This is a genomic window from Acinetobacter sp. BIGb0102 (genome assembly GCF_003815055.1).
GTDB lineage: Bacteria > Pseudomonadota > Gammaproteobacteria > Pseudomonadales > Moraxellaceae > Acinetobacter > Acinetobacter vivianii.
The window spans coordinates 94,071-112,354 of sequence record NZ_RKQE01000013.1 but is presented as its reverse complement, the minus strand read 5'-3'; the positions used below and the strand labels follow the sequence as shown (position 1 = coordinate 112,354).

26 protein-coding genes are annotated in these 18,284 nt (G+C 41.3%); 25 read left to right on the top strand and 1 reads right to left on the bottom strand.

What is annotated here, in order from left to right; all coding sequences use genetic code 11:
* The first annotated feature begins 6 nt into the window (after positions 1-6).
* From rplX to EC846_RS11695, 19 genes are all read left to right on the top strand, one after another.
* The gene (gene rplX / locus EC846_RS11785) at positions 7-324 is read left to right on the top strand and encodes a 50S ribosomal protein L24 (protein WP_123775274.1); all 318 of its coding nucleotides are present in this window, start codon (positions 7-9) and stop codon (positions 322-324) included.
* 15 nt (positions 325-339) lie between these two features.
* The gene (gene rplE, locus EC846_RS11780) at positions 340-876 is read left to right on the top strand and encodes a 50S ribosomal protein L5 (RefSeq protein WP_004775884.1); all 537 of its coding nucleotides are present in this window, start codon (positions 340-342) and stop codon (positions 874-876) included.
* A 9-nt stretch (positions 877-885) separates the two neighbouring features.
* Entirely contained in the window at positions 886-1,191 is a 306-nt protein-coding gene (rpsN, locus tag EC846_RS11775) for a 30S ribosomal protein S14 (protein WP_004641050.1), read from the top strand.
* 11 nt (positions 1,192-1,202) lie between these two features.
* Complete coding sequence (gene rpsH, locus EC846_RS11770; RefSeq protein WP_004775883.1) at positions 1,203-1,598, top strand: 30S ribosomal protein S8; 396 nt, start codon at positions 1,203-1,205, stop codon at positions 1,596-1,598.
* A gap of 13 nt (positions 1,599-1,611) precedes the next feature.
* A complete protein-coding gene (gene rplF / locus EC846_RS11765; protein WP_004775882.1) occupies positions 1,612-2,145 on the top strand; it encodes a 50S ribosomal protein L6 in 534 nt (177 codons plus the stop codon).
* Between the two features lie 14 nt (positions 2,146-2,159).
* Positions 2,160-2,510 carry a 50S ribosomal protein L18 gene (gene rplR / locus EC846_RS11760; RefSeq protein WP_004775881.1) on the top strand — a complete coding sequence of 117 codons (351 nt, stop codon included), beginning with the start codon at positions 2,160-2,162 and terminating at the stop codon, positions 2,508-2,510.
* 2 nt (positions 2,511-2,512) lie between these two features.
* Entirely contained in the window at positions 2,513-3,010 is a 498-nt protein-coding gene (gene rpsE / locus EC846_RS11755) for a 30S ribosomal protein S5 (RefSeq protein WP_004657688.1), read from the top strand.
* Between the two features lie 6 nt (positions 3,011-3,016).
* A complete protein-coding gene (gene rpmD, locus EC846_RS11750; protein WP_000849088.1) occupies positions 3,017-3,193 on the top strand; it encodes a 50S ribosomal protein L30 in 177 nt (58 codons plus the stop codon).
* 3 nt (positions 3,194-3,196) lie between these two features.
* Positions 3,197-3,637 (top strand): 50S ribosomal protein L15, encoded by a 441-nt coding sequence (gene rplO / locus EC846_RS11745; RefSeq protein ID WP_004775880.1) that lies wholly within the window; start codon positions 3,197-3,199, stop codon positions 3,635-3,637.
* A gap of 45 nt (positions 3,638-3,682) precedes the next feature.
* Positions 3,683-5,002: a preprotein translocase subunit SecY gene (gene secY, locus EC846_RS11740; protein WP_171067682.1), complete on the top strand. Its 1,320-nt coding sequence runs from the start codon at positions 3,683-3,685 to the stop codon at positions 5,000-5,002.
* A 21-nt stretch (positions 5,003-5,023) separates the two neighbouring features.
* Complete coding sequence (rpmJ, locus tag EC846_RS11735; protein ID WP_000867907.1) at positions 5,024-5,140, top strand: 50S ribosomal protein L36; 117 nt, start codon at positions 5,024-5,026, stop codon at positions 5,138-5,140.
* 107 nt (positions 5,141-5,247) lie between these two features.
* Positions 5,248-5,604, top strand: a complete 357-nt coding sequence (gene rpsM, locus EC846_RS11730; RefSeq protein WP_004657696.1) for a 30S ribosomal protein S13 — start codon at positions 5,248-5,250, stop codon at positions 5,602-5,604.
* Between the two features lie 19 nt (positions 5,605-5,623).
* Positions 5,624-6,010, top strand: coding sequence for a 30S ribosomal protein S11 (rpsK, locus tag EC846_RS11725; protein ID WP_004281491.1), 387 nt, complete (start codon positions 5,624-5,626; stop codon positions 6,008-6,010).
* A gap of 12 nt (positions 6,011-6,022) precedes the next feature.
* Positions 6,023-6,649 (top strand): 30S ribosomal protein S4, encoded by a 627-nt coding sequence (gene rpsD / locus EC846_RS11720; protein ID WP_004775874.1) that lies wholly within the window; start codon positions 6,023-6,025, stop codon positions 6,647-6,649.
* 18 nt (positions 6,650-6,667) lie between these two features.
* Positions 6,668-7,675: a DNA-directed RNA polymerase subunit alpha gene (locus tag EC846_RS11715; RefSeq protein WP_004660372.1), complete on the top strand. Its 1,008-nt coding sequence runs from the start codon at positions 6,668-6,670 to the stop codon at positions 7,673-7,675.
* 18 nt (positions 7,676-7,693) lie between these two features.
* Positions 7,694-8,059 (top strand): 50S ribosomal protein L17, encoded by a 366-nt coding sequence (rplQ, locus tag EC846_RS11710; RefSeq protein WP_004641032.1) that lies wholly within the window; start codon positions 7,694-7,696, stop codon positions 8,057-8,059.
* A 267-nt stretch (positions 8,060-8,326) separates the two neighbouring features.
* Positions 8,327-8,845, top strand: a complete 519-nt coding sequence (locus EC846_RS11705; RefSeq protein WP_123775273.1) for a tetratricopeptide repeat protein — start codon at positions 8,327-8,329, stop codon at positions 8,843-8,845.
* Between the two features lie 336 nt (positions 8,846-9,181).
* Positions 9,182-10,672, top strand: coding sequence for a flavin-containing monooxygenase (locus tag EC846_RS11700; RefSeq protein WP_004775870.1), 1,491 nt, complete (start codon positions 9,182-9,184; stop codon positions 10,670-10,672).
* Positions 10,673-10,799: 127 nt separating this feature from the next.
* Positions 10,800-11,303, top strand: coding sequence for a DUF2059 domain-containing protein (locus tag EC846_RS11695; RefSeq protein WP_004775868.1), 504 nt, complete (start codon positions 10,800-10,802; stop codon positions 11,301-11,303).
* Positions 11,304-11,354: 51 nt separating this feature from the next.
* On the opposite strand, the gene EC846_RS11690 is transcribed toward EC846_RS11695, so the two are convergent.
* Positions 11,355-12,527 (bottom strand): acyl-CoA dehydrogenase family protein, encoded by a 1,173-nt coding sequence (locus tag EC846_RS11690; RefSeq protein ID WP_004775867.1) that lies wholly within the window; start codon positions 12,525-12,527, stop codon positions 11,355-11,357.
* A 188-nt stretch (positions 12,528-12,715) separates the two neighbouring features.
* On the opposite strand from EC846_RS11690, the gene EC846_RS11685 reads away from it, so the two are divergent.
* The 6 genes from EC846_RS11685 to EC846_RS11660 all read left to right on the top strand — a co-directional run bounded on the left by EC846_RS11685 (position 12,716) and on the right by EC846_RS11660 (position 18,269).
* Positions 12,716-12,973 (top strand): succinate dehydrogenase assembly factor 2, encoded by a 258-nt coding sequence (locus tag EC846_RS11685; RefSeq protein WP_062846632.1) that lies wholly within the window; start codon positions 12,716-12,718, stop codon positions 12,971-12,973.
* Positions 12,960-13,355: a hypothetical protein gene (locus EC846_RS11680; RefSeq protein WP_123775272.1), complete on the top strand. Its 396-nt coding sequence runs from the start codon at positions 12,960-12,962 to the stop codon at positions 13,353-13,355. Before EC846_RS11685 ends, EC846_RS11680 begins: the two co-directional genes overlap by 14 nt.
* 207 nt (positions 13,356-13,562) lie before the next feature.
* Complete coding sequence (locus tag EC846_RS11675) at positions 13,563-13,766, top strand: hypothetical protein (RefSeq protein WP_004775862.1); 204 nt, start codon at positions 13,563-13,565, stop codon at positions 13,764-13,766.
* Between the two features lie 358 nt (positions 13,767-14,124).
* The gene (locus EC846_RS11670) at positions 14,125-15,225 is read left to right on the top strand and encodes a hypothetical protein (RefSeq protein ID WP_123775271.1); all 1,101 of its coding nucleotides are present in this window, start codon (positions 14,125-14,127) and stop codon (positions 15,223-15,225) included.
* A 77-nt stretch (positions 15,226-15,302) separates the two neighbouring features.
* Positions 15,303-15,881, top strand: a complete 579-nt coding sequence (gene rrtA, locus EC846_RS11665) for a rhombosortase (protein ID WP_004775858.1) — start codon at positions 15,303-15,305, stop codon at positions 15,879-15,881.
* A 183-nt stretch (positions 15,882-16,064) separates the two neighbouring features.
* On the top strand, positions 16,065-18,269 hold the full coding sequence (locus EC846_RS11660) for a TRAP transporter large permease subunit (protein ID WP_123775270.1): 2,205 nt from the start codon (positions 16,065-16,067) through the stop codon (positions 18,267-18,269).
* The last annotated feature ends 15 nt before the right edge of the window (positions 18,270-18,284 follow it).

The following is an 18,284-nucleotide window of genomic DNA, read 5'->3' as shown; positions in this document are numbered from 1 at the left end:
GCAATCATGGCTAAGATTAAAAAAGGCGATCAAGTAATCGTGATCGCAGGTAAAGAAAAAGGCAAACAAGGTGTTGTTTTGTCTGTTTCTGAAGATCGAGTTAAGGTTGAAGGCCTTAACTTAGTGAAGAAGCATCAAAAGCCAAACCGTGTAACTGGCGCTGAAGGCGGTATCGTTACTCAAGAGGCTACGCTTCATATTTCAAACGTGGCAATTTTTAATGCTACAACCCAAAAGGCTGACCGTGTTGGTTACCAAGTGATTGATGGCGCGAAAACTCGTGTTTATAAATCAAATGGTGAATCAGTGGCGACAGCGAAGTAATAGGTTGAAAAGGCAATGGCCAGACTTAAAGCACGTTACAATGACGAACTTAAAGCGAAGTTAAAAGAAGAACTTAGCGTTAAGAACGTGATGGATATTCCACGCATCACGAAAATCACCCTGAACATGGGTGTAGGCGCAGCTGCAACTGATAAGAAATTATTAGATGGCGCTGTTGCTGATATGCAACTCATTGCTGGTCAAAAACCAGTTGTGACTCTTGCTCGTAAATCAATCGCTGGTTTCAAAATCCGTGACGGTTGGCCGATCGGTTGTAAAGTTACTTTACGCGGCGACCAAATGTACGAATTCTTGGATCGTTTGATCTCGATCGCAATCCCTCGTATCCGTGACTTCCGTGGTTTCTCTGCGAAATCATTTGATGGTCGTGGTAACTACTCTATGGGTTTAAAAGAGCAAATCGTTTTCCCTGAAATCGATTTTGACAAAATTGATCGTATCCGTGGTTTAGATATCACTATTACGACCACTGCTCGTAGCGATGACGAAGGCCGTGCGCTTATGCGTGCATTCGGCTTCCCGTTCAAATAAGAGGTCGATATGGCTAAGAAAGGTATGATTAATCGCGAATTGAAACGCGAAAAGACAGTTGCTAAATACGCTGCAAAACGTGCTGAATTAAAAGCAACGATTGCAAATGTAAATGCGAGTGACGAAGAACGTTTCGAAGCGACATTAAAGTTACAGGCATTGCCACGTAACGCATCTCCAGTACGTCTTCGTAACCGTTGTGGTTTAACTGGTCGTCCTCATGGTTACTTCCGTAAGTTCGGTTTAAGCCGTAACAAATTACGTGACACAGTAATGCAAGGTGATGTACCGGGCGTTGTTAAGGCAAGCTGGTAAGGAGCGACTAAATGAGTATGCAAGATACCGTTGCCGACATGTTAACCCGTGTTCGTAACGCACAAATGGCTAAGAAACAAACTGTTTCTATGCCTTCTTCTAAGTTGAAAGTTGCTATTGCAAACGTTCTTCAACAAGAAGGTTATATTTCAGATGTAGCAGTTGCTCAAGAAGAGACAAAAGCTACTCTGACAATTACTTTAAAATATTTCGAAGGCAAACCAGTTATCGAAACCGTTAAGCGCGTAAGCCGTCCAGGTCTTCGCCAATACCGCGGTAAAGATAAAATTCCTAGCGTTAAGCAAGGTTTGGGTATTGCAATTGTTTCTACAAGCAAAGGCATCATGACTGATCGCGCTGCACGTGCTGCGGGCATCGGTGGTGAAGTTATTGCTTTTGTTTCTTAATAGGTGATTCCTCATGTCTCGTGTGGCTAAAGCCCCAGTAACTGTACCTAATGGTGTAGCAGTTACTCAGAACGGCCGGCAGGTCGAAGTGAAAGGCAGCAAAGGTACATTGTCTTTCAACCTGCATGCGCTGGTCGAGCTAAAACAGGAAGAAGGTAAACTTCAACTTGCTCCGGCTAAAGAGTCGAAAGACGCTTGGATGCAAGCTGGTACTGCTCGCGCTGTATTGAACAACCTTGTAAAAGGTGTTAGCGAAGGCTTCGAACGTAAGTTACAGCTTGTTGGTGTTGGTTATAAAGCTGCGGTTAAAGGTACTGTTGTAAACCTTAACCTTGGTTACTCACACCCAATTGACTACGCTTTACCTGAAGGTGTAACAGCGGAAACTCCAACTGCTACTGAAATCATTTTGAAATCAGCAAACAAGCAGTTGTTAGGTCAAGTGGCAGCGGAAATCCGTGCATACCGTTCTCCTGAACCATATAAAGGTAAAGGTGTTCGTTATTCGGATGAAGTTATTCTTCGTAAAGAAGCTAAGAAGAAATAAGGCGCGAGGTTCTTATGAACGAAAAGAAACAAACCCGTTTGCGTCGTGCGAAAAGCACACGCTTGCACATTCGTGCATTGGGTGCGACTCGTTTGTGTGTAAACCGCACTCCGCGTCACATCTATGCGCAAGTTATTTCAGCAGATGGTGGCAAAGTTTTAGCGCAAGCTTCAACTTTAGATGCATCTTTGCGTAGTGGTACTACTGGTAACGTAGATGCAGCTACGAAAGTTGGTGCTTTGATCGCAGAACGTGCTAAAGCAGCTGGTGTTACTAAAGTTGCATTTGACCGTTCTGGTTTTAAATATCATGGTCGTATCAAAGCCTTGGCTGATGCTGCTCGTGAAGGCGGCTTGGAGTTCTAATCATGGCGAAAGTTGAACAAAACGAAGGTCTCGTTGAAAAGCTGGTTGCCGTTGATCGTGTAGCCAAGGTTGTTAAAGGTGGTCGTATCTTCTCTTTCACAGCATTAACTGTTGTGGGCGACGGTAACGGTCGTGTAGGTTTTGGTCGTGGTAAAGCACGTGAAGTTCCAGCTGCTATTTCTAAAGCACTTGAAGCTGCTCGTCGTAACATGATCACTGTAGACCTTGCGGGTACTACTTTACAACACCCTGTGAATGCTCGTCATGGCGCAAGCCGTGTATACATGCAACCTGCTTCAGAAGGTACTGGCGTAATTGCTGGTGGCGCTATGCGTGCTGTTCTTGAAGCTGCAGGTGTACATAACGTACTTGCTAAATGTTATGGTTCTACAAATGCTGCTAACGTAGTAAACGCAACTTTCAAAGGTTTGCGTGATATGACTTCTCCTGAGAAAGTCGCTGCGAAACGTGGTCTTTCAGTAGAACAAATTCAAGGGTAATCAATCATGAAAACGATTAAAGTTACCCAGACTAAATCTTCATCGCATCGTTTAAAAAATCATAAACTTTGCCTTCAAGGTTTAGGTCTGCGTCGTATTGGTCATACTGTAGAAGTGCAAGATACGCCTTCTAACCGTGGTATGATCAACAAAGTTTACTATATGGTTAGTGTAGAGGAATAAGCCATGACTCTGCGTTTAAATGAACTTTCACCTGCAGAAGGTGCAAAACGTGAAAACCGTCGTCTAGGCCGTGGTATCGGTTCTGGTGTTGGTAAGACTGGTGGCCGTGGTGTCAAAGGTCAAAACTCACGTAAAAGTGGTGGTACTCGTCCGGGCTTTGAAGGCGGTCAAACTGCGTTATATCGTCGTTTGCCTAAATTCGGTTTCACTAGCCAAATCGCTTTGAAAACTGCTGAAGTACGTTTGTCTGAGTTGAATAAAGTTGAAGGTGATGTTGTTAGCCTTGAAACTTTAAAAGCTGCGAATGTTGTTCGTCGTGACCAAATTCGTGCTCGCATCGTTCTTTCTGGTGAAATCACTCGCGCATTCACTGTTAAAGGTGTTGTGTTGACTAAAGGCGCTAAAGCTGCTGTTGAAGCTGCTGGCGGTAAAGTCGAGGAGTAATCTCGAGTGTCTATGACTCCTAGTTCTTCAGGTCATGTCAACATGATGAAAGGCCAACCGTTTCATGTGAAATACCGTGAAATTATTCGTCGATTAATGTTCTTGATTGGCGCGTTATTGGTCTTTCGACTAGGAGCGCATATTCCGTTGCCGGGGATTGATAATGTCGCGCTAGCACATTTTTTTAAAGCTAATGAAGGTACCTTCTTAGGTTTATTTAATATGTTCTCTGGCGGTGCATTAGAACGCATGTCGATTCTGGCGTTAGGAATCATGCCGTACATTTCTGCGTCGATTATCGTGCAGTTAATGTCTACGGTGGTTCCTTCGCTGGAAGCTTTGAAAAAAGAAGGCGAGCAAGGCAAACGTAAGATCAATCAATATACGCGTTATGGCACCTTATTTCTTGCACTCGTGCAAGGTGTAGGGATGTGTGCTGGCTTGATTAGTCAAGGTATTACCTTAACGTCAGGCTTGGCATTCTATGTTCCAGCAGTAACTTCGTTAGTTGCAGGAACAATGTTCTTGATGTGGTTGGGCGAGCAAATTACCGAACGTGGTGTTGGTAATGGTATCTCGATGATCATTTTCGCAGGTATTGTGGCAGGTTTGCCAAATCTTGTGATTCAGTCGTTTACGTCTGTTCAGAATGGTCAGGGTAGTTTAATTGGTTTGGTTGTATTCGGCTTACTCTCATTAGCCGTTTTAGCTGCGATCGTGTTTATTGAAAAAGCACAACGTCGTATTCCAGTGAACTATGCACAAAAACAACAAGGTCGTCGTATATTTACTGCACAGCAGACACATTTGCCGTTAAAAATTAACATGGCAGGTGTAATTCCAGCGATTTTTGCAAGCTCATTGTTATTATTTCCAGCGAGCTTGGGACAATGGTTAGGAAGTGCTGATCCAAATGCAGGGATTGTAAAACGTAGCCTACAAGATCTGGCATTGGTGTTATCGCCTGGACAGCCGTTGTATTTAATGCTCTTCGGCGCGTTGATCATTTTCTTCTGTTATTTCTATACGGCGCTAGTATTTAGCCCTAAAGAGGTTTCAGAGAATTTAAAACGTAGCGGGGCATACGTGCCTGGTATCCGCCCAGGTGAGCAAACGGCTCGTTATTTAGATCATATTCTTAACCGTTTGACCTTCATTGGTGCAATCTACATCACTGTAGTGTGTTTAATGCCTATGGTGCTACAAAGCTCGTTCGGTATTCCATTCCATTTGGGTGGGACATCGTTACTGATTGTAGTGGTAGTAGTAATGGACTTTATGGCGCAACTCCAAGCGCACCTTACTTCGCATCAGTATGATAATCAAACGTTAATGAGAAAAACGACTGCTCATCCTAAGGGATAAGCGCACTTAGAAGGTTTCATCATGAAAGTACAAGCTTCTGTAAAGAAAATTTGTGGTAGCTGTAAAGTTATCCGTCGTAATGGGGTAATTCGCGTAATTTGTAGCGCAGAACCTCGTCATAAGCAGCGTCAAGGTTAATTTAATTAAGACCTGTTGATTTCAGTAGGCTAATTAGGTTATTATCCGCCCCTCAAGATTTTTGTGGGGCGGTTGATTATCTTGACTGCCTTTTTGGAGAAAATTGAATGGCTCGTATTGCCGGTGTAAACATTCCGGATAACAAGCATGCTGTTATCTCTCTCACGTATATTTTTGGTGTAGGTCGCCACACTGCTAAGAATATCTTAGCTGCTGTAGGTATCACTGAAACTACGAAAATTCGTGAATTAGATGATGCTCAGCTTGATGCGATTCGTGCAGAAGTTGCTAAGGTTCCGACCGAAGGTGACTTACGTCGCGAAATTTCCATGAACATTAAACGTTTAATGGATTTAGGCTGCTACCGCGGTCTTCGTCATCGTCGCAGCTTGCCTGTTCGCGGACAACGCACCAAAACTAACGCACGTACCCGTAAAGGTCCGCGCAAACCGATTAAGAAATAAGATTTCTGGAAGCTAAAAGATGGCTAAAGATACTCGCGCACGCAAGAAGGTCACTCGTACCGTCTCTGAAGGTGTCGCACACATTCACGCTTCTTTTAATAACACCATTGTTACGATTACCGATCGTCAAGGTAATGCATTGGCTTGGGCTACCTCAGGTGGACAAGGCTTCCGTGGATCACGTAAATCAACACCGTTTGCTGCTCAGGTAGCTGCTGAAGTTGCTGGTAAAGCTGCTTTAGATTACGGTTTGAAAAACTTGGACGTCCTTGTAAAAGGTCCTGGTCCTGGTCGTGAATCTGCGGTTCGTGCATTAGGTGCAGTGGGTTATAAAATTAACAGCATTACCGATGTGACTCCAATTCCGCACAACGGTTGCCGTCCACCTAAAAAACGTCGCGTGTAAGGAGAAACATTCATGGCTCGTTATATTGGTCCAAAATGCAAACTCTCTCGCCGCGAAGGGACAGACCTGCAATTAAAATCTGGCGTTAAACCATTTGACGTTAAGACTAAAAAACATGCTAAAGCTCCTGGCCAACATGGCGGAGCTCGTGGTAGCAAACAATCTGAGTACTCACTACAATTACGTGAAAAACAAAAAGTACGTCGTATGTACGGTGTGTTAGAGCGTCAATTTAGTAACTACTATAAAGAAGCTGCTCGTGTTAAAGGCGCAACAGGTGAAAACTTGTTGAAGTTGCTTGAAAGCCGTCTTGATAACGTTGTTTATCGCATGGGTTTTGGTTCTACACGTGCAGAAGCTCGTCAGTTAGTATCTCACCGTAGCATCACTTTGAACGGTCGTCGTGTTAACATTGCATCTATCCAAGTTAAAGCTGGTGATGTAATTGCAGTACATGAAGGCGCTAAACAACAATTACGTATCAAAAGCGCAATTGAATTAGCTGCTCAACGTGGTATCCCTGCTTGGATGGAAGTTGACCATTCTAAGTTAGAAGGTACGTTTAAAGCTGCGCCAGATCGTTCTGATTTACCTGCTGAAATCAACGAAAGCTTGATTGTAGAATTGTATTCTAAATAATCCTTGAGGTAGCAATAAATGACGCGTACTGCAAACGAGTTTCTAACTCCGCAAGCGATCAAGGTCGAAGCGGTGAGCGGGACCTCGGCAAAAGTGATTCTGGAACCTTTAGAGCGTGGCTTTGGTCATACTCTAGGTAATGCTTTACGTCGCATTCTATTGTCTTCTTTACCTGGCGCAGCTGTGGTTGAAGTAGAAATAGAAGGCGTCGAGCACGAGTACAGTACTTTAGAAGGCTTGCAGCAGGACATCGTCGAGCTCTTGCTGAACCTAAAAGGATTGTCTATTAAGCTGTTCGATCAAAATGAAGCATATTTAACATTAGAGAAACAAGGGGCAGGTGATGTAACTGCAGCTGACCTTCGTTTACCTCATAATGTTGAAGTGGTTAACCCTGATCATTTAATCGGTACTTTGAGTTCTTCTGGTTCATTAAAAATGCGCCTTAAAGTTGCTCAAGGTCGTGGTTATGAAACATCTGACTCACGTTTCCCTGAAGGTGAAACACGTCCAGTAGGTCGTTTACAGTTAGATGCTTCTTATAGCCCAATCAAGCGTGTTTCATACACAGTAGAAAATGCTCGTGTTGAACAACGTACCGATCTTGATAAGTTAGTGATCGATCTTGAGACTAACGGAACTGTTGATCCAGAAGAAGCAATCCGCAAAGCGGCAACAATCTTGCAACAACAAATTGCAATTTTTGTTGATCTTCAGAAAGATCAAACTCCTGTTGCTCAAGAACCTCGCGAAGAAGTTGACCCAATTTTGCTTCGTCCAGTAGATGATCTCGAGCTAACTGTTCGTTCTGCTAACTGTTTGAAGGCAGAAAATATTTACTACATTGGTGATCTTGTTCAACGTACTGAAGTTGAGTTGTTAAAAACTCCTAACTTAGGTAAAAAATCGTTAACAGAGATCAAAGATGTTTTGGCATCGAAAGGTTTACAACTCGGCATGCGTTTAGAGAACTGGCCACCAGCTAGTCTCCGTATGGATGACCGTTTTGCCTATCGTAGCCGTTAATTAAGTAGGACTATCACCATGCGTCATCGTAATAGTGGTGTGAAATTAGGCCGTACAAGCAGCCACCGTAAGGCGTTGTTCCAAAACTTAACAAATGCTTTAGTTGAGCACGAGTTAATTAAAACAACTTTGCCTAAAGCGAAAGAACTTCGCCGCGTTGCTGAGCCTTTAATCACTTTGGCAAAAAACGATACAGTAGCAAACCGTCGTTTAGCGTTTGCTCGTACTCGTTCTGCAGCAACTGTTGGTAAATTATTTACCGTTCTTGGCCCTCGTTACAAAGAACGTAACGGCGGTTATCTTCGTGTTCTTAAAGCGGGCTTCCGTGCAGGTGATGCTGCACCGATGGCTTACGTTGAACTCGTTGACCGTGAAGTAAAATAATACTTCTACGTCTAGAACAGTCAGTTGTTCCAAAAAAGGCCGGTGTAATAACCGGCCTTTTTATTGTTTAGCGTAGAGGTAGAAGCTTTATAGATTAATGAAGTTATTAATTTAGGTTTGAATAATCCTAACTATCTTAGATAGTCTCATTATTTTCATATTTATAAAGTATTATTAAAACTCAAAGAACGAAAAACAAGTTTAATTTAAAGGCAGAAAATGAAAATTTTCGGGTTCATATCTATTATTTTAGGACTAATCATCTCTATGCATATATCAGCTAATCCAACCTTCTCAGATGAGCTATTAATTAAAGCAAAGAATGGTGATTCATCAGCGCAATTAGAATTAGCAGACGTTTATATCCATGGTTATGGGGTTGAGGAAGATGAAGCTCAAGCGGAAAGTTGGGCTATGAAGTCTGCTGAAAATGGGAATGTGAATGCTATGTATTGGCTGGGTGATGGATATGCAACATATGCAGGTTTAGTTGAAGATACAGATCCAATTGATGCCGAAGATCATTATAAAAAAGCTTTTATTTGGTTTGCAAAAGGGGCGGATCTTAATCACAGTGATTCTATGGTTGGTTTAGCTAGGCTATATCGTAATGGTGAAGGGGTTACAAAAAATATTGATCAGGCATTAGATTTACTTAAGAAATCTGCTGCTCAAGGAAGCAAAGAAGCTATGAGAGAAATTGAGTTTATGTATCAATATGGAATAGGCGTTGAAAAAAATTTAGATATCGCAAAACGTTGGGAAGATAAAGCAAATGCTAATTAATCTATCTTAAGCTGTTGATTTGATTTTTTAATATTTTTTGTGTGAGCCATTCAAGTATAAAACATTCTCGAATGGTTTTCATTTTTATGAATGTTTTAAATATTATTTTTCTAATGAACTCGAGCAGATAAAGTACCTAAACACGGCTATCTTTTCTTTTAACTAAGAGCCTCTAATAAAACAAATCCAAGCAAAAATCTCAACTTTTTTGACAGCGAATTTTTATCAAAATGTCCCGAACTGATATAAAAAAACCGATGAATGACTAAACTTGACATTGTGTATTGTCAAATTTGTGCTTTAATAAAGACATGGTTTATACAGGGTATAAAAAAAATGGAAAAGCAAGTTGATGTATTAATTATTGGTGCAGGGATCTCAGGAATCGGATTGGCTGTACATCTTTCTAAGCATTGCCCACAACGCAAATTTGAAATTTTAGAGCGTCGTGACAGTTTTGGCGGGACTTGGGATTTATTCCGTTATCCTGGTATTCGTTCTGATTCGGATATGTCGACCTTTGGTTTTAACTTCAAACCATGGGCAAAAGAAAAAGTACTTGCGAGTGGCTCTGAAATCAAAAGCTATTTGAGTGATGTCATTAGCGAAAATCAATTGAAAGAAAAAATCCATTTTGGTCATCGTGTGCTTTCTGCAAACTATGATTCAACAAAGAAAAAATGGTCTGTTGAAGTCGAAGATAGCAATAAGAAAAAGCAAATTTGGTCAGCAAACTTCGTGATGGGTTGTACGGGTTACTATAACTATGATCAGGGTTATGCACCGAAATTCCCGAAACAGGAAGATTTCAAAGGTCAGTTCATTCATCCACAACACTGGCCTGAGAATCTGGATTACACAGGTAAGAAAGTAGTGATCATTGGTAGTGGTGCAACTGCGATTACCTTGGTTCCTTCAATGGTGAAAGGTGGGGCAGGCCATGTGACGATGTTACAGCGTTCACCAACCTATATTGCAACAGTACCTTCAATTGACTTTATTTATGAGAAAACCCGTAAATTTATGTCTGAGGAAACTGCTTATAAATTTACGCGTGCACGTAACATTGGTATGCAACGTGGTATTTATGCTTTAGCTCAAAAATATCCAAAAACTGTGCGTCGCTTATTGCTGAAAGGGATTGAATTGCAGTTGAAAGGTAAAGTCGACATGAAGCACTTTACGCCAAGCTATAACCCTTGGGATCAACGTTTATGTGTAGTACCAGATGGCGATTTGTTTAAAGCATTACGTCAGGGTCAAGCGAGTGTAGAAACAGATCAAATTGAGAAATTCACGGCGAATGGTATTCAACTAAAATCTGGTAAACATCTTGAAGCGGATATCGTCATTTCTGCAACAGGTCTGGAAATTCAGATTCTGGGTGGTGTGAAAGGCTCAATTGATGGTAAGCCGATGAATACATCACAGCACATGTTATATCAAGGTGTGATGGTCAGCGATGTACCAAATATGGCAATGATCATTGGTTATATCAACGCGTCTTGGACCTTAAAAGTTGATATTGCAGCTGAATACATTTGCCGCTTGCTTAATCATATGGACAAGAATGGTTTTGATGAAGTGATTGCGCATGCTGATCCATCGCAACTTGAACATGACACGATTATGGGCAAAATGTCTTCTGGTTATATTGCTCGTGCAGCAGATGTGATGCCTAAACAAGGCAAGCAAGCACCTTGGAAAATTACCAATAATTATTTGGCAGACCGTAAAGAATTGAAAGATGCTAAATTTAATGATGGTGTTCTACAGTTCCACAAACGTGATGAACATGCAGATCGTAAACCAAAACTGGTATCGTAATTCAGTAACTCAATAATTGAACAACCCTATGTCAATGCATAGGGTTTTTTTATTTGAAATAGGGTTTGAATTCTAAAAATATCACGTATATTGGGCAGATTAGAAAATTAAGATTAGGGATAGTGTGATGAAAAAACTCATCATTTTGGGGCTTATATTATCAAGTGGTTTGGCCTTTGCCGATGATACAAAACAGAAGGAAGCGATTGCACAAAAACTGGTATCGGTTGATGGTACCGAGCAAGGTTTGCAAAACACCGATAAAATGATTTTAGAGCAAATTCGGATGCGTTTGCCGAAAGATTTACCAGAAAGCTTCTATGTCGATTTAAGTAAAAACTTGAATAGTGAACAGCGTAAGCAGTTTATTGTGCAGCGTTATGTTGAAAGCTTTAATCAAAAAGAACTGCAAGCAGCTTTAAATTTTTATCAATCTGCTGAAGGTAAAGTCTGGGCGAAGAAGGCAAGTGATGTCGGCAGTGAGGTTGCACATTTCACCACACAAAATGCGCGTAATGCACTCAATACGACCATGCAACAATACAGTGAAAATCCTAAGGTGAAGCAGTTAATGGAACGGATGAATCCGCAACCTGCTCAAACGGCGAATGAGAAAGTAGCACCGAAATAAAGAAAAAAGGGATCATGCATCTAGCGTGATCCCTTAGGTTTTATAGATTTATTAGAGGGTACGTGAAATCAACTCTTTCATGATTTCATTGGTACCTGCATAAATACGATTGGCACGGTTGTCGATATAAGCACGTGCAATTGGATATTCCAGCATGTAGCCATAACCACCATGCAATTGTAAGCATTCATCGACAACTTTCGAGAACATATCCGAAATTTTGTATTTTGCAGCTGCGGCAGCATCAACACCTAAGCTTTCTTCGAGTTGTAGTTCCATACAGCGATCTAAATAAGTACGGCAGAAATCAATTTCAGTGCGTAGCTCAGCCAGTTTAAAACGGGTGTTCTGGAAGGTGCCAATCGGTTTACCAAACGCTTTACGGTCTTTGGTGTATTGAACGGTATGTGCAAAAGCAGCTTCAGCACCAGCCTGACAAATAATAGCAACCAGCATACGTTCCCATGCCAATTCTTTCATCAGCATCATAAAGCCCATGCCTTCCATACCGAGCAGATTTTCTTTAGGAACACGAACATTATCAAAGAACAATTCGCAAGTATCCTGACCTTTCATCCCGATTTTATTTAAAGGTTTTCCTTTACTAAAGCCTGCACGATCTGCTTCTACAATAATTAAAGAGAGATTGGCTGATCCTTTTTCATTATTACCTGTCTTACAAACTACAATGGCCATGTCGCATAGGTAGCCATTGGTAATAAAGATTTTTGAGCCATTAATGACATATTCATCGCCATCCAGTACCGCTGTAGTACGTACAGCTTGAAGGTCTGAACCTGTCCCTGGTTCGGTCATGGCAATCGCGGTAACCGTTTCACCTGTTGCCATTTTTGGAAGCCAGTGCTGCTTTTGTTCTTCATTACCAAAGTTGTTGATATAGTTGGCAACGATATCTGAATGTAATGAAAAACCAGTGCTAGAATCCATCGCATAGGCTTGTTCTTCGATCAGAATCATACTGTAGAGTCGGTCAACACCCGAACCGCCATATTGCTCTGGCATGGTGGTACATAGCAGGCCAAGTTCGCCTGCCTTATTCCATAAATCGCGGTCAACATGTTGTTGTTTTTCATATTTTTCAATATTTGGAACAACTTCTTTTTCATAGAATTTACGTACAGTTTCACGAAATGCTTCATGATCAGAAGTAAAAAGTTTACGCGCGAGCATGTTTGGAACTGGACGAATTGCACCTGATTGCATTTGTTATATTTTCCCTAGTTTGTTGAATGTAAATCATCTTCCTCACCATACAAGAAAGGGAAAATAGTGAACAATGTGATCAATGCTCAATTTGATTGATGTATTTGGTCACTTGAGAAAAAACGCTGCGAACTTAAACGGGGATCGGGTACACTATCAGAGAAAATTGTTGCATAGTGGAACAGATAATGTCTGATGAAATGACACTGGAAGAACGTAAGGTCGTGTATCGTGCACGTCGTGGTTTAAAAGAAATCGATGTATATTTTGACCCGTATGTTAAAAACTACTATCTCACCGCAGATCCTGCTGAAAAGGCCTTGTTTGCAGAGCTGGTTGATCAGGAAGATCCAGATTTACTGGACTGGTTCATGGAAGTTGGGGAACCTCCACGTACTGAACTGAAAGAATTTATTCTAAAATTAAAACATTATGTTCACGGCTAATCGTGTTTTTGAGTTGCAATACAGTCGTTTTTCGATTGCATTGCAACTGTTTATTCTACTTTTGATTGTCATCCTCACTTACTCTCTACTTTCTTTAGCTTTATGGTTAAGCAGTTGCTTGTTATTGGCGTTGAGCTGGTTTCTATTTCTTAAACAACCTCGATTAAAACGTTTTGAACATCTGGATCAGCAGGAATGGTCATTTGAGTTTTATGATTCATCTCTCCCCATCCAGTGCCGCAAAATCGAAAAAATAATCGATCATCAAGCCTATATCGTGCTTTATTTTTCTGATCCAGAACATAAAAATTTCATCATTTGGTGGGATCAGTTATCACTTTTGCAGTGGAAAAACCTAAAATTACACGCAAAACTTGCATAATTGTTTGACAATTCTACATCTGTATATAATTAATTATTTTATAAATTTCAATATCATAGTTGTTTTAAGCGTCTTTTTTAATCAAATTGTTAGATTAAATACTCTAAAAAATAGTGAAAATTATGATTGTCAGACAATCTGGCAGTCAAGGCTGATTTATTTTCGTTAAAGTACAAACACCAACGTAAAGTGTGGTGGAGGTCCAAAATGGAAATTCCAACATGGTCGTTTCTGGTGATCGCAATTGTTTTTGCGATTGTAGTAGGAAGAGCAGGAACTTTACTCAGGGAATATCTTGAATCACATCAACCTGTTGCTGTGACCAAGAGAAAGAGATTGAAAGTATCATCAATATATCACTCTCCCGTGAATATCGATGGTGAACGCCAATCTAGTATCTATCAAAAGTAGATACAAAAGTGTAGGAGGTCTCTATGGAGATTTCAATGTGGATGTTTCTGGTAATTGCGATCGTTATGGCGATTGTAGTAGGAAGAGCTGGAACATTACTCAAGGATTATTTTCAACAAAACTAAAATATAAAGAGTTTCACGATTTTACCAGTTAATAAGTAGCATGTGCTGAACCGTCGCAATGCTACTTTTTTTTGCCTGAAATTTCTGTATTCCCGCAAATCTGTCAATTCATTCATTTGTGAAGTATGTCAAAATGTCCCCGTGAAATTAGAGCAATTACTCTTTAATTCAAGTATTGCATCTGATAATGTACAGCTAAAAGGAAAAAACAAATTATTAGAGGGACAGGAAGTATGTCTAAACTCCATAAAATGGGACAGGGCGTAGCGGTTGCTTTGCTGACAACATCAATGTTATCTGGATGTTCTTACGTCGTTAAAACTGGAGCGAATGTCGCCTTAGGTTTTGGTGAAAAACATATTGTTCCACCGATTTTGGCAATGGATGATGCTGAAATGGTGTGTAACTCAGGAAATGCATTAACACCGGCAGTGATGTCGACCAAAGATATGGGTGCAGACCCAACCCGCATGGCAGTTCTGCTTTATACCGCAGCAGGAATTTGTGCTGAAAATCAGGCATTGGAAGCAGAGTTACGCTATTTGCGTGCTTCTAAAGCAGGTCAGGTATCGGAAGCACAAGATGCTCGTATTGAACAGAAACGTTGGGCTGGGATTGCGGCTGAACGTCAATATGCAGGCTATCAACTTTTTGCAAATCGTTGGGAATCAAAATACAAATATAAATTAGGTGATTCATGCCCAACCATGCGTAATGATCTGGATCAGACTGTTTATTTGTTGGGTATGGTGAGTGGTTTACAAGCCATGACCAATGACATTAACTCTGGCGGTGCGATCAATGTTCCTAAGGATATCGCAGGGATTGTTGAACGTGGCATGACCTGTCTGGACAATGAAAAATTCTGGGGCGCGCCAATGGCGACTCGCGCTGTGATCTGGACTTTATTGCCAGGTGCAGGCGATGGTAAACCTGAACCTTATGCCACGATGAAGCAATCGATGGCGATCGGTGAGAAGAAAGGTGTTCGCTTATCGCATGCTTTATATGCCGTGGCAGCACAGGCCAGTGGTGATGATGCAAAATTACGTGATGCGCTTCGTTCTTATGCAGCAGCAACAGGTGATGACAAACCTGCAAATCCTCAGTTCAGACTTATCGATAAAATGGCAGGTTTGATGGTTCGCGGCATCGCAGATCGTTATTGGACTGAAAATACAGGTGTGAGAGCAAGCGATGAAGGCTTGACCACATTCTGGGATGATAAACAAGAAAGCTCAGCTGAACTGGATTCACTCTTTGATGGTGGCGAGGGTGCTTCTGCACCTGCACAGGATGAGGCTGTTCCAGCGCAAGAAACACCAGCAGAGTAACCTGAATTAAACGGCCTTTTACATTGCAAACATCTAAACTTTGTAAAAGGTCTGTTTTTTCAAGAGGTAGTCGATAAATGAAAGATCAAATATGGATAGAAAAAGTCATTTTGATCGCGATATGTGTTTCGATATCGGCATGTCTGCAAGTTTTTGCTGATCATTTCATTTACTGGCGACCGAGTTTACTCAGTGAGTTCTGGCGTTTATGGACCGCACACTGGGTACATGTTGGCTGGATTCATTTTCTTTTAAATATGCTGGCATTTGCGTGTTTACCTTTCATTTTTCCGCATGTCCGCAATTGGCATTTATGGGCGTTACTGCTGATTTTGCCGCCATTCATTAGTTTAGTTTTCTATTTCTACTTACCTTATATCGATGCTTATGCTGGGCTTTCTGGTGTGCTACATGGTCTGTACACCGCCGTAGGGCTGGTTTATCTGCAATATAAGAAAGAACGTAAGTTTGCAATACTGGTTTTAGCCCTGATTGCAGCAAAACTGATTTGGGAAAATACCTTTGGACAAACTGGAACAGCTCAGTTGATTGGTAGCCCTGTCCTGACTGAAGCACATTTAATTGGTGCTATCGGTGGCCTCCTATGTGGGTTAAGTTATTTATTTGTAAGAAGGAAAAAAATAGAGAACACATAAATTGATAAAAACAACCAACAAAAAAGTGATTGTAGTCATTCTTTTTTGAAAAAGATTGATTCAAATTTAAGCGGTTTAAAGGGATTGGTTAATAAGAGGGTAAATTCATTTATCTATCAACCATGGACAGCGCATGATTCAACATCTTTGGATGGATGTTGATAAGAATAAACTGGAATAGACATGCAAAATGATCAAGAGAAAAAGTCTGGATTAGCCCGATTAGGCTATATCTGGAATGATTGGATATCAACATTCATCATTCTTGCTTTGTTGCTAATGACCTTGCTTATTGGTACTGGCGAGATGATTCACGGTCAAATGCTCCGTATGGGGGAGCGGCTTTACGGTGATCAAACCACAGGAATGCAATATTCGTTTTTGAGGGCGGAGCCTGAAAAACCATCTTGCGATCGACATCCTAACATTGATGCACAAGTTCAAGAGCAGATGAAGGCCAATGCTGCGGATGAATTTGCAAGTATGTTCGGGGCTGCTTCTGAGTCTGATGTGCGTACCTCATTATTGGCAGCACAGCAGCAGTGTGAAGAAAAATATCAATTCTATGATAAAGCGATGAAGCATTTGGAAGCACATCCAAGTATTCGTACTTATCGTAAAGTTGAGACAACATTCTTCGGAATTTTCAAATTAGGCTCTGAAAACCAGACTGTAATTCTACTGGTTATGGTTTTATTTGCTTCAATTACAGCGTCTTTGCGTTACCACCACATTGGTTTACGTGCACCGAAAACCAGAATTGACTTCCGTGTTTATTCAGCGTTGATGGTGGCGGGGAATGCATTACTGAGTTATTCGGTCTTAAGCCAATATCATTCAGTCTTGAATTCAGGCGTTGAAGTTGCTGGTAAAACCACAGTCTTATATTGGTTATGGATTGCGTTATTCGTATCCCTGACCATTATCAGTATCTTCCAGTTTATCTTTATACCGAAAACGGCTCAGCCGAAGGGTAACTTTGGTTTAGCTTTACTCAGTGTACCGTTGTATGCCTTCATGTCTTTGGTGACCGGTATTGTATTTACCTTCTTCATGGACTATCCAATGGGGCAAGGGATCTACTTGGGTATTCTGGTTGAGTTCTCGGGTATTTTCCTGAATCTTGCACTGTTTATTTGGGCTGGTATGTTGCTGACCCAAACCCGTGTCATGGATTTATTCTTAAATATCCTGCGTCCATGGAATTTGGCTCCAGAAACGTTAACTTGGTTAATCTTGATTGCAGCAGCGATTCCAACAGCATATACAGGTGCTTCAGGGATTTTCGTTATTGCAGCGGGTGCGATCATCTATAAGGAAGTCTGGAATTCGGGCGCTCGTCGTCAATATGCATTGGCTGTATCGGCAATGTCAGGTTCTTTAGGTGTGGTGATTCGTCCATGTCTACTTGTAATCCTGATCTCAATGTTAGACAGTCGCCATGTGACATCTACTGAATTATTTGATCATGGTATCTATGTCTTCTGGCTAACAGCGTTTATTTTCCTTGGCGTTTCATTGATTCTTGCCGAAGAAAAATTCCGTGTGAACTCACCTAAAGTTGCAGTACCGGGCATGTTACGTGCATGTGTCCCTGTCATTCCTTACGTGATTATCGGTTTCGCTGTCGTGATGTTCTATAAGCTGGCTTTAGATACATCAATCAATGAATTCACTGCACCAATGATTTTACCGTTGGTATTGATTGCAATGATCTTGTTTGACAAATTATTTGCATCAAAAGTGGCGCCAGCACCTGTGCTTGATCCTAAGCATGAAGCTTTGGTTCGTGAACATGAGAAAAAATCCGAGTTCCTGAAATCACATGATCCACATGGCGGTAAGCACTTAGGTTTTGGTGGAGCATTACGTTTTGCAACCTCAGAAACAGTTGGACATATTGGTGCGTTGATTCTGCTTATGGCATTGTCTGCAAGCGTTGGTGGCTTAATTGAACGTGCTGAAGTTGTGGAATTATTACCAACGCATCTCGGTAATATCTATATTTCACTTGCCTTTATTGCACTGCTACTTGCCATTATTGGTATGACGACCGATCCATTCGGTGCGGTGATTCTGGTTGCTGCAACGGTTGCCCCTGTGGCCTATGAGAATGGTATCCATCCGATTCATTTCTGGATGATCGTACTGGTTGCCTTCGAGTTTGGTTATGTGACACCACCTGTTGCCTTGAACCACTTGCTGACGAGGCTCTCCGTCGGGGATGAGGAAGTCTCGGCCGCCGACAGGGAAGCGAAAGAGAAATACACCAGTTTCTACTTCCGTTATGAACGTTGGTTATTGCCGATTATCGTATTGTTCTCATCGTTGGTGTTGGTGACCTATGCACCTTATATCTTCCAGATGTTTGGCTGGTATAAGCACTAACAGTTGAACCTAAAA